This window comes from Flammeovirga sp. AWQ4_249, assembly GCF_056161045.1.
Genome location: NZ_JBSWYJ010000062.1, coordinates 14,753 through 27,070, shown reverse-complemented (window position 1 = coordinate 27,070; position 12,318 = coordinate 14,753). Strand labels below are relative to the sequence as shown.

At 37.6% G+C, this 12,318-nt stretch carries 9 protein-coding genes; 6 read left to right on the top strand and 3 right to left on the bottom strand.

Annotated features, from left to right (window positions below; genetic code table 11):
* Positions 1–327: 327 nt before the first annotated feature.
* The 3 genes from dmpG (at position 328) to ACXAHM_RS24550 (ending at position 4,121) form a co-directional block, all read left to right on the top strand.
* Positions 328–1,335: a 4-hydroxy-2-oxovalerate aldolase gene (gene dmpG / locus ACXAHM_RS24560; protein ID WP_474966365.1), complete on the top strand. Its 1,008-nt coding sequence runs from the start codon at positions 328–330 to the stop codon at positions 1,333–1,335.
* Positions 1,336–1,339: 4 nt separating this feature from the next.
* Positions 1,340–2,773 carry an aldehyde dehydrogenase gene (locus ACXAHM_RS24555; protein ID WP_474966363.1) on the top strand — a complete coding sequence of 478 codons (1,434 nt, stop codon included), beginning with the start codon at positions 1,340–1,342 and terminating at the stop codon, positions 2,771–2,773.
* Between the two features lie 427 nt (positions 2,774–3,200).
* Entirely contained in the window at positions 3,201–4,121 is a 921-nt protein-coding gene (locus ACXAHM_RS24550; RefSeq protein ID WP_474966360.1) for a YARHG domain-containing protein, read from the top strand.
* A 1,317-nt stretch (positions 4,122–5,438) separates the two neighbouring features.
* Here the strand turns inward: ACXAHM_RS24550 and ACXAHM_RS24545 are convergent.
* Complete coding sequence (locus ACXAHM_RS24545) at positions 5,439–5,828, bottom strand: group II intron maturase-specific domain-containing protein (RefSeq protein WP_474966356.1); 390 nt, start codon at positions 5,826–5,828, stop codon at positions 5,439–5,441.
* Positions 5,825–6,712 (bottom strand): group II intron reverse transcriptase/maturase, encoded by an 888-nt coding sequence (ltrA, locus tag ACXAHM_RS24540; protein ID WP_474966351.1) that lies wholly within the window; start codon positions 6,710–6,712, stop codon positions 5,825–5,827. Before ltrA (ACXAHM_RS24540) ends, ACXAHM_RS24545 begins: the two co-directional genes overlap by 4 nt.
* 626 nt (positions 6,713–7,338) lie before the next feature.
* Here ltrA (ACXAHM_RS24540) and ACXAHM_RS24535 point away from each other — a divergent pair.
* Both ACXAHM_RS24535 and ACXAHM_RS24530 read left to right on the top strand, forming a co-directional pair.
* Complete coding sequence (locus tag ACXAHM_RS24535; RefSeq protein WP_474966349.1) at positions 7,339–7,725, top strand: DUF7668 domain-containing protein; 387 nt, start codon at positions 7,339–7,341, stop codon at positions 7,723–7,725.
* Positions 7,726–8,563: 838 nt separating this feature from the next.
* Positions 8,564–9,331: a hypothetical protein gene (locus ACXAHM_RS24530; protein WP_474966345.1), complete on the top strand. Its 768-nt coding sequence runs from the start codon at positions 8,564–8,566 to the stop codon at positions 9,329–9,331.
* A 212-nt stretch (positions 9,332–9,543) separates the two neighbouring features.
* Here the strand turns inward: ACXAHM_RS24530 and ltrA (ACXAHM_RS24525) are convergent, their stop codons facing one another.
* On the bottom strand, positions 9,544–10,761 hold the full coding sequence (ltrA, locus tag ACXAHM_RS24525; protein WP_474966341.1) for a group II intron reverse transcriptase/maturase: 1,218 nt from the start codon (positions 10,759–10,761) through the stop codon (positions 9,544–9,546).
* 636 nt (positions 10,762–11,397) lie between these two features.
* Between ltrA (ACXAHM_RS24525) and ACXAHM_RS24520 the strand changes: the two genes are divergently transcribed.
* Positions 11,398–11,844: a hypothetical protein gene (locus ACXAHM_RS24520; RefSeq protein WP_474966337.1), complete on the top strand. Its 447-nt coding sequence runs from the start codon at positions 11,398–11,400 to the stop codon at positions 11,842–11,844.
* Positions 11,845–12,318 lie beyond the last annotated feature (474 nt).

Below are 12,318 nucleotides of genomic sequence, written 5' to 3'. Positions count from 1 at the left end.
GGTCTCTACAAGAAATACTTTCAATCTCAGGTAGAATATAAATTGAAAAACTACACCGTAGAGGCACGATTCATCGTGTCTCACGAAACATTTACATTTCAAAAAAATAGAATCACTAAAATTCATTTGATTGATGGAGAATTTGATGGTATTTAATATGGCGCTGATTGTGGTACATGAGACGCGATAAATCGGGTCTCTACAAGAAATACTTTCAATCTCAGGTAGAATATAAATTGAAAAACTACACCGTAGAGGCACGATTCATCGTGTCTCACGAAACATATACATTTTCCCAATACATCATACTATTCAAGATAAAAACACATGACACATAAAATATACTTACAGGATGTTACCCTTCGTGATGGCATGCATCCTATTCAACACCAGTACAGCAAACAGCAAATTAAAGACATCGCTATAGCCTTAGATAAAGCCAAAGTCGATGCGATTGAAGTATCTCATGGTGATGGATTGACAGGTGGTAGTTTTAATTACGGATTTGGAGCACATACCGATTGGGAATGGTTGGAAGGTTTAGCAGAACATCTTACTCATGCTAAATTAACGACTTTATTAATTCCAGGAATTGGCACTATTGAGGATTTAAAAAGAGCAAAGGATTTAGGAGTACAATCTGTTCGAGTAGCGACACATTCTACGGAAGCGGATATTTCTGCTCAACATATTGAAGCGGCTAGAAATATGGATATGGATGTTTCTGGTTTCTTAATGATGGCACATATGAATGATCCTAAAAACTTAGCGCAACAAGCAAAATTAATGGAAGATTACGGTGCCAAATGCGTTTATGTTACTGACTCTGCAGGTGCATTACTTATGGATGGTGTGAGAGAACGTATTAAGGCTTTTAAAGATATTCTTCGTGCGGAAACAGAAGTCGGGATTCATTGTCATCACAATTTATCTCTTGGTGTTGCGAATACAATTGTGGCTATGGAAGAAGGTGCCAATCGTTTAGATGCTTCTCTGGCAGGAATGGGTGCTGGAGCCGGTAATTGTCCTTTAGAAGTTTTGGTGGCAACACTAAATAAAATGAATGTAACGCATAATGCTGATTTATTTCCTTTAATGGACATTGCGGATGATATGATTCGTCCTTTACAACAACGTCCTGTTCAAGTAGATAGAGAAACACTTTCATTAGGGTATGCCGGTGTGTATTCTAGCTTCCTTTTACATTCAGAGAGAGCGGCTCAAAAATATGGATTGGATACACGCACTATTTTGAATGAATTAGGAAAAAGAAAAATGGTCGGTGGTCAGGAAGATATGATTGTGGATGTGGCCTTAGATCTTTTAAAGCAATAAAGGAATGATACTAAAGAATTATATCAATGGTGAACTGGTTGCACCCACACATCAAAAGTATTTAGAACTATATAATCCTTCCAAAGGGGAAGTTTACGGAAAAGTACCAAATTCTGATTTATCAGATGTTGAAAAAGCAATAGAGGCTGGTGAAAAGGCATTTGAAGATTGGGCAGCTACTTCAATTGATGAAAGAAGTAGAATTCTAACAAAGATTGCCGATTTAATTGAAGAAAATCTTGATCGTTTAGCGGAAGCGGAATCTTTAGACAATGGCAAGCCGGTTTGGTTAGCAAAGATGGTGGACATTCCAAGAGCATCCGCAAACTTTAGATTTTTCGCCCAAGCCATTACACAATTTTCTACAGCTGCACATGAAATGACTGATGCAATAAATTTTACATTACGTCAACCTCTTGGTGTGGTCGGTGCTATTTCTCCTTGGAATCTCCCCCTCTATTTGTTTACGTGGAAAATTGCTCCTGCTATAGCTGCTGGAAATGCTGTGGTCGCTAAACCTTCCGAAGTGACACCATTGACCGCCTATTTACTTTCTGAATTATGTATTGAAGCAGGTCTACCAAAAGGAGTTCTTAATATAGTGCATGGAGATGGAATAAATGTAGGTGCAGAAATCACAAAACATCCCAATGTTAAAGCCATTTCATTTACAGGTAGTACAACAGTAGGTAAAGAAATTGCAAAAATTGCCGCACCTGCATTTAAAAAGGTATCCTTAGAAATGGGTGGTAAAAACCCAAATATCATTTTTGCAGATTGTAATTATGATAAAATGTTGCAAACTACCATCCGATCTTCCTTTGCCAATCAAGGACAAATTTGTCTTTGTGGTTCAAGAATTTTAGTGGAAGAAAGTATTTATGAGCAATTCAAAAGAGACTTTGTTCAGAATGTAAAAGAATTAAAAGTGGGTCCTCCTCATCTTGAGGATTCGAAACAAGGGGCAATAGTTTCAAAAGCGCATTACGAAAAAGTATTAAAGCATATAGAAATTGCGAAAAAAGAGGGTGGTGAAATCATCTTAGGAGGAAAAGCCATTCACCCTGAAGGTCATGAAAAAGGTTGGTACATCTCCCCTACAATTATTGAAGGGTTAGATCAAAACTGCAGAACAAATCAAGAAGAAATTTTTGGTCCAGTAGTAACTATTATGCCTTTCAAAACGGAAGAAGAAGCCTTACAACTAGCGAATGCCACTGCGTATGGTTTGGCAAGTAGTATTTGGACTGAAAATATAAGCAGAGCCAATCGCATGGCTAAAAAAATTCATGTAGGCATCGTCTGGGTGAACACATGGCTCTATAGAGATTTACGAACACCTTTTGGAGGAGTCAAAAATTCCGGTGTAGGTCGAGAAGGAGGATTTGAAGCCTTACGCTTTTTCACCGAACCAAAAAATGTATGCATTCAATATTAAATGGAAAGCCTGTAATCTGATTATAAGCTTTTTTATATAAAATAGATTTTTTACAATTTATCCGTATCTAAACGTTTATAAACGTGTAATATACCGATAAACAACACATTCTTTGTAAATTTCATAAAATTGTATCAAATCGAAGATAAAGATGACTTAATATTAGCAATACATATAAAGTTACTCTGAAGACGCACCTAATCATAGGTTCATTTGTAATGGATTAACGATTGAAATAGAGTTATTTACAGGTTTAAGGGAAATAGAAACCTCATCAGCGCCTGATAATTATATTTCGTATTTGATAATTTATATTATAGGCTTATATTTATACTATTGTATATATGCCATGGCGTTTAATAAATATATTGTGTCACAGTGGTGTATATCGAATGTTATGTGTGAGAGGGTGTATAAGAAAAAGAAAATGAAGTTAATATCAGTATTTATTCTACTATTTATAATAGGTATTCCTAACCAAACCATTGGGCAATTTACTCAAATGGAAATTGATGAAATACTTGATGGAGAAGCATTTGAAGATCATTTAGGAGAGTTGTCCTTAGGAGATTTATGGATTTTTAGGAATTATATTTTCGCAAAAAAAGGTTATCGTTTCCGTAACTCAGACCTTCAAGAACTTTATAACCGTAATTTCCACTTGTCAGGATATATGGATAAGGTCGAATTGACAAGTAGAGAAAAAGATATTGTGACAAAAATCAAAATGCGAGAAGATAAGTTAAGTGAAGATCTACGTCAAACTATAATTGGTAAAGATACCTTTGAAATTAGAAATGGATATCTAATAAGTACCCTTCTTCAATTTCGTGAAGAGCCCCATAAAATAGACCAAAGTATTAAAACAATTTCCTGTGATACATTGGACAATAACCTCTACCTCATAAAAATGAACACAGCGTATTTTATTGATGATATAGAATGTTGTTTAGGTGATATGTGGGCTATTAATAAAGTTGTAGAGCAGTATGTTTTTAATAGTAAGACTAAGAAGTTAGTAGTGGTTCCTAAGCACATTACTAATGGGAAAATTGTAGATAACCTAATTGACCATAGGTATTTAATTGTAACATCTGAACCAATTTCTGGTCCTCCTATTTTTGAATTATACAATTTAGAAGGTTTTCAGCTTGTTATTAGTTTTGATGAAGTAGCTGGTTATGACATTCAAGGGTCCATGAAACAACCTGAAATAGTAATTTGGGAAATAACTGATAAAAATGTAGAATATCCATACAAATATATTAGGGAAAATGTTTTTAAAGAAGGACATTTAATAAAGGGTAAAGAAGAAAAAACAGAATTGTTTTGGTACTTTGCAGGATAACACACACATAATCGAGTAGAGCGCCGCTAGGCAAATAACCTAGCGGAGACCCTCTCACACCACCGTACGTACGGACCGCGTATACGGCGGTTGGTTACTGTTCGGCTAATTAAAACCTAGTCCTGCTTTGTAAAGGCTAGTGTATTCTTCTTCTGCTGAATCAACAGAATACACCTCCATTTTCAATTAAGGACACTGTAACCTTCAGTCCTTCAGCGAGGTGAGTTCTCCGAAACTTGCCGGTACTTGTATCGCCTACTATTACCTCTGCTGACTTCTCTTGTTGAACCTGCAACGAAGAGATCTCCCCAAGTAAGGACACCTTCTTTTAGTTGATCCCTGCGACATCTACATAGACAGCACTGTGTTTGGAATTACAGCGTGATACACACGTTCGGACTTCGCAATGATGTGCTTACTCATCCTACCGCCTATGCCTCATATGTCGTTCCTGTCTGTCAGTACCAACTTTTGCCGTTTGACTTACTTCAGTGCATCCCTCACGAGAAACCACCTTGTCACGTGCTAATGCTTCGGGATCGTACTCCGCGCATAAGGGACTTGCACCCTCTAGAAGATTGAACTATATTTAGACAAATATAGATCGTGCCCATTTTGGGCACACACAATAGCTAATCTCCATCCATCGGGTGACACACCCGCTGGTCGTAGTTTAGCCATTACGTTATAATGCATAGAAGGAAATGATAGCATAAAAATTGAAATTTCAGATTGTTAATCAGTCAAGATTTACTACAAGAAAAAGGCTTTTTGTTTTAGTGCAAAATTAATACATACTACTTCATGTTTAGGTTAATTATGACAGAGGTAAATTACACTATCAGCATTGTTACCACAGTCCAGACGACACTGTAGTACAAAAATTTCAATATTCCTGCTCTAAATTATTTTTGGGACTTTCAATCCTTCCAACCAAACAGACTTTAGAATTGCCAATTGTAATATCATTTGAGAATTAAATTTAGTAGTTATCTGAAAGAAATTATCAAGGTTTAATTATGATCTACCACCTTACTTTTCGGCAATAACTTTTTATGGTAGAGAGGTATTTAAAAAGCCCTTAAATAATTAGTTCTATCTTGTCCTTTATGGTAGTTTCTTTCCAACAAAATTCACCATTAAATGTGACAATTTATTGCAAGGTGTTATTTCAGAAAAGCTATCAAAAGGCAGTCAGAATACACAAATTATTAAAACTACATACGCATTATAATCGAGTAGAGCGCCGCTAGGCAAATAACCTAGCGGAGACCCTCTCACACCACCGTACGTACGGACCGCGTATACGGCGGTTGGTTACTGTTCGGCTAACTTTTTGTAGATATCGGACATAGAAATATACCCTCTTTTCTCAAGTCGTTCTAAGGTGATTGTGGTGATAAGAATCGGACTTTGAGCAACTGCCCATCCTCCTTTTCTCGTTCTGCTCCAAGCGTATGCCTGATCATAAGATATCCCCAAACGCATTAAGTTTTTGCGTTTCCGTTCTACCTTTTTCCAATGATGCCAGATGCAGTAACGCAGTCTATTTCTGACCCATTCATCTACCTTTTTAAGTTTTCGTTTGATGTTTCCAAGACTAAAGTAGTTCACCCAACCTCTTTGGATTTCTAAAAGTTTCTTGATGCGTTCATCAAAACTCATGGGAGTTGTTTTTCGAGTAACCTCTTTGAGGCTTGTCTTCAACTTTTCCATGAATCACGCTTGGCAACCAATTGATATTGTCCTTTTGAACCTTTCTTATAGCTCGATACAAAAGCATAACCAAGTACCTCAAAATCTAGAGGACGACGTTTTCCACTTTTCTCTCGATTGATCGGTAGTTTTAGGACATCCCGTAGAAAAACATACACGTTATTTCCTACACGTTTTGCTGCTTTTTCCGACTTAACATAAATGCTGAAATCATCGGCATATCGCACAAAACGAACTCCTCGTTCCATTAAAAAGAGATCCAGTTCATGAAGCAAAATATTAGAAAGAAGTGGACTTAATGGTCCTCCTTGCGGAACTCCTTTTCGTCTTTTCTCCAGTTTGCCTTGAATCATGATTGGTGCTCTTAGGAATTTACGAATCAGTTTCATGGTGATAGGACATTTGACTCTTTGGTAGATCAGTTGCAGTAAGATGCTGTGATCTACTTCATCGAAAAAGCTTTTAAGGTCGATATCAATAATATGTTGATAACCCTCATTGATGTAGGATAACGATGTTTGAAGTGCATCGTGAGCACTTTTATTGGGGCGAAAACCAAAGCTGTAATCTGAAAATTCCCTTTCGAAAATGGGAGATAAAACTTGATGTAATGCCTGCTGAATGAGACGATCTTGTACTGTAGGAATACCCAAAAGACGTGTTTTACCATTCGGTTTGGGAATCTCCACCCCTTTAATAGGTTGAGGTAGATATTGACCCGAAAGTATACTGCTTTTGGTGTTATCCCATGTTTTCTGTAAGTGAAAGAAGAGTTGAGCAATGGACATTTTGTCGATTCCTGCACTTCCTCCGTTACGGTAAACACGTTGATACGCCCGTTTCATATTTATTTTAGACACTACTTGTTCGATCATTCTACTAAAATTTAAAACCTAGTCCTGCTTTGTAAAGGCTAGCATATTCTTCTTCTGCTGAATCAACAGAATACACCTCCATTTTCAATTAAGGACACTGTAACCTTCGGTCCTTCAGCGAGGTGAGTTCTCCGAAACTTGTCGGTACTTGTATCGCCTACTATGACCTCTGCTGACTTCTCTTGTTGAACCTACAACGAAGAGATCTCCCCAAGTAAGGACACCTTCTTTCAGTTGATCCCTGCGACATCTACATAGACAGCACTGTGTTTCGAATTACAGCGTGATACCCACGTTCGGACTTCGCAATGATGTGCTTACTCATCCTACCATCTATGCCTCTTATGTCGTTTTTGTCCATCAGTACCAACTTTTGCCGTTTGACTTACTTCAATGCATCCCTCACGAGAAACCACCTTGTCACGTGCTAATGCTTCGGGATCGTACTCCGCGCATAAGGGACTTGCACCCTCTAGAAGATTGAACTATATTTAGACAAATATAGATCGTGCCCATTTTGGGCACACACATCAGCTAATCTCCATCCATCGGGTGACACTCCCGCTGGTCGTAGTTTAGCCATTACGTTGGGCACAATTATTCAAATATCTACCTAAATTTTTATAATGTTATTTATCAAAAAAGTAAATGCCAATTCTTTAAAAAAGATTGTAATTCATATTATAAATACATTAGCAGAACTGAAATTTAAAGAATTGTTAGATGAATTAGAATATGATGAATATTTTGATTGGACACCTGAACTATTAGAGAATGTAATATCTAATTATGGTTTCCCTGAAGATACATTAGGTGAATATAAAGTAAGTTCTGTAATTGATTATAATGATAAGGTCATTTCAGAAAATATTATAGACCATGAAAATGGAAAATTTAGTTTAGATTTTGAAGTTCCATTAAATGGTAAAATGAGTGATTTAACTGTTTCAATAGAACTTAGACAAGTTAATAACGGATATAAAATTGTTCTTGGTAATATTCGAGTTTTATAATTATACGCTTTTTAATCATTAAAAAAAAAAGAGCATTAATCTAGAACTACTATATTTATCTTTTTAAGATTAGACTTCTTAGATTGGATAATAAACAATGAACACTTTTAAATTAATTACAATTTTAAACAGTGCCCAATCGAGTAGAGCGCCGCTAGGCAAATAACCTAGCGGAGACCCTCTCACACCACCGTACGTACGGACCGCGTATACGGCGGTTGGTTACTGTTCGGCTAATTAAAACCTAGTCCTGCTTTGTAAAGGCTAGCCTATTCTTCTTCTGCTGAATCAACAGAATACACTTCCATTTTTCAATTAAGGACACTGTAACCTTCGGTCCTTCAGCGAGGTGAGTTCTCCGGAACTTGCCGGTACTTGTATCGCCTACTATGACCTCTGCTGACTTCTCTTGTTGAACCTGCAACGAAGAGATCTCCCCAAGTAAGGACACCTTCTTTTAGTTGATCCCTGCGACATCTACATAGACAGCACTGTGTTTCGAATTACAGCGTGATACTCACGTTCGGACTTCGCAATGATGTGCTTACTCATCCTACCGCCTATGCCTCTTATGTCGTTTTTGTCCATCAGTACCAACTTTTGCCGTTTGACTTACTTCAGTGCATCCCTCACGAGAAACCACCTTGTCACGTGCTAATGCTTCGGGATCGTACTCCGCGCATAAGGGACTTGCACCCTCTAGAAAATTGAACTATATTTAGACAAATATAGATCGTGCCCATTTTGGGCACACACATCAGCTAATCTCCATCCATCGGGTGACACTCCCGCTGGTCGTAGTTTAGTATTTACGTTAGCCACCATTAAAAAAAGAACGATGAAAATAATCCTCACATTTCTAGTCGGAATACTATTAACGGGACAAACCTTTGCGAAATGTGCATCAGGTGGTATATGGACATTCCCTCAAAATGGAGTGATTAAGCAAAACTCATGGATAATGATTGAAGGTTATGCAACAAGCCAGAAAATCATTAGCTCTTTAAATCAAGATTATCCCATTTACCTTGAAAGCGAAGGACATAAAGTAAAATTGAACGTTACAAGTATTAACAAAGGACAGTTTCAACTTACTCAAGCCATATTGAGCCCTGACGAAAAATTAATCTCAGGTCGAACTTACACTTTGAAGATTGACAACTTAAACAAACATGAAAAAACGCTATTGACTAAATGGAATTCAGAAACGAATGAAAAAGAACCGATAATATGGGAAGTCGAAGGTGGTACAGACACTGAAGCACCCATACTATCAAATCAACCTGAATTGGTTAATAAAAGCACGGTTCATTACGGTTGTGGACCTGCAATTTATGCGGACTTTAAAATTCAGACAAAAGACGAATCTGATGTATTGATTAAAACCGAGCTTGTTGACTTGGAGAGTGGTAAATCCACAACTTACTTTTTAAGTTTTGGCGAATCAGACACTTTGAGTGTAGGACATGGTATGTGTTCAGGTGCATTTGACTACAAGGAGAATGGAAAATATAAAGTGAGATTCAGCTTGATAGATATTTGTGGAAATGAAAATGAAAAATGGACAGCTTGGATTGAGTTTGATAGTCCATTCGAAGGATATTAAAAAAGAAAAAACGGTGGCTAATCGAGTAGAGCGCCGCTAGGCAAATAACCTAGCGGAGACCCTCTCACACCACCGTACGTACGGGTCTCGTATACGGCGGTTGATTACTTTTCGGTTAACTTTTTGTAGATGTCGGACATAGAAATATACCCTCTTTTCTCAAGTCTCTCTAAGGTGATTGTAGTGATAAGAATCGGACTTTATTCACGACTTTATTGTTTTTCATCGGTGATCATGAACTCGTTCCTCGTTTGAGCAACCGCCCAACCTCCTTTTCTCGTTCTGCTCCAAGCGTATGCCTGATCATAAGATATCCCCAAACGCATTAAGTTTTTACGTTTCCGTTCTACCTTTTTCCAGTGATGCCAGATGCAGTAACGAAGACGATTTCTGACCCATTCATCTACCTTTTTAAGTTTTCGCTTGATGTTTCCAAGACTAAAATAATTGACCCAACCTCTCTGAATTTCTAGAAGTTTCTTGATGCGTTCATCAAAACTCATGGGAGTTGTTTTTCGAGTAACCTCTTTGAGGCTTGTCTTCAACTTTTTCCATGAATCACGCTTGGCAACCAATTGATATTGTCCTTTTGAACCTTTCTTATAGCTCGATACAAAAGCATAACCAAGTACCTCAAAATCTAGAGGACGACGTTTTCCACTTATCTCTCGATTGATCGGTAGTTTTAGGACATCTCGTAGAAAAACATATACATTATTTCCTACACGTTTTGCTGCTTTTTCAGACTTTACATAAATGCTAAAATCATCGGCATATCGCACAAAATGAATTCCTCGTTCCATTAAAAAGAGATCCAGTTCATGAAGCAAAATATTAGAAAGAAGTGGACTTAATGGTCCTCCTTGCGGAACTCCCTTTCGTCTTTTCTCCAGTTTGCCTTGAATCATGATTGGTGCTCTTAGGAATTTACGAATCAGTTTCATGGTGATAGGACATTTGACTCTTTGGTAGATCAGTTGCAGTAAGATGCTGTGATCTACTTCATCGAAAAAGCTTTTAAAGTCGATATCAATAATATGTTGATAGCCCTCATTGATGTAGGATAGCGATGTTTGAAGTGCATCGTGAGCACTTTTATTGGGGCGAAAACCAAAGCTGAAATCTGAGAACTCCCTTTCAAAAATGGGAGATAAAACTTGATGTAGTGCCTGCTGAATAAGGCGGTCTTGTACCGTTGGAATCCCCAAAAGACGTGTTTTACCATTCGGTTTGGGAATCTCCACACCTTTAATAGGTTGAGGTAGATATTGACCCGAAAGTAAACTGCTTTTGGTGTTATCCCATGTTTTCTGTAAGTGAAAGAAGAGTTGAGCAATGGACATTTTGTCGATTCCTGCACTTCCTCCGTTACTGTAAACACGTTGGTACGCCCGTTTCATATTTATTTTAGACACTACTTGTTCGATCATTCTACTAAAATTTAAAACCTAGTCCTGCTTTGTAAAGGCTAATGTATCCTTCTTCTGCTGAATCAACAGAATACACCTCCATTTTCAATTAAGGACACTGTAACCTTCAGTCCTTCAGCGAGGTGAGTTCTCCGGAACTTGCCAGTACTTGTATCGCCTACTATGACCTCTGCTGACTTCTCTTGTTGAACCTGCAACGAAGAGATCTCCCCAAGTAAGGACACCTTCTTTCAGTTGATCCCTGCGACATCTACATAGACAGCACTGTGTTTCGAATTACAGCGTGATACCCACGTTCGGACTTCGCAATGATGTGCTTACTCATCCTACCGCCTATGCCTCATATGTCGTTCCTGTCTGTCAGTACCAACTTTTGCCGTTTGACTTACTTCAGTGCATCCCTCACGAGAAACCACCTTGTCACGTGCTAATGCTTCGGGATCGTACTCCGTGCATAAGGGACTTGCACCCTCTAGAAGATTGAACTATATTTAGACAAATATAGATCGTGCCCATTTTGGGCACACACAAGGTGTATAGGTCATAGCCTTCCTTCGGTCGGCAACGCCCCATACACAGAACGTTAGCTTGCATTTGAAAATGACTAAAATTATACAAATAATAATACTGACTTTTTTGTTAACGAGCTGTACAGACTCGGACAAGATATTACAGGGAAATAAATTTGACGAAGGAGATTGGTTGTTTGTCAATGTGAACTATGTTGACAAAACTTTGGAATTGATTGATGATGAATCGGTTCTAAAACAAAACAAAAATGGAATATGGGTGACACCGTTGGGTAATTGCGGTGGAACAACTTGTGATGGTTTTCTGAAGCTGTATAAGGACGGAAAGCTCGTTAAAGAAAATGAATATTTAACTCGAGCCGCTTTAGTTGAAACGAACGAATTAAAAAATAGCTACAGAAAAGGAACTGATTGGACAATTGACCCAATTGATGAATCGAGATTCAGGTTTTTGTGGGACAGCTTGAAAACAGAAGATGTTTACCCGACTGTTTACCATACTCAACCAGCGGACAAAGACATTATTTGGGCCTATAAAATTGATAAAAAATAAAAAACGCAAGCTAATAATTAGGGCTTAGTTTGGTTTGCAAACCCAAAAATTAAGCCCTAGTTGAACAATGGCGGTGTAGCCATGAAATGCGGACTTGTATGGAATTTAGGATGGACTTTTCGATTACTCGGAAGGTCTTTTTTGTGGATACTGTTTTTTCTTTACTCCGAATTATTGTCGAAAGTTGAATTATTAGAAGAAATCTTCTTTCTTTTTTTGCTGAAACTTGCTCATTTTGGAAAGTCTAGGGTGTAACGTTCAATAATTAGGGCTTAGTTTGGTTTGCAAAGCCAAAAATTAAGCCCTAGTTGAACAAAAGCGTTGAAGCCATGAAATGTAGACTTGTAGGAAAAATTAGGATGGATTTCTCTTGAATTATTTTTAATATCCCTTCACTAGATTTGACCTGAAAAAAAACTTTTGAATTTTGCATTACAAATTCATAATCTCTATCTTACATTGTCTTCCAACTAT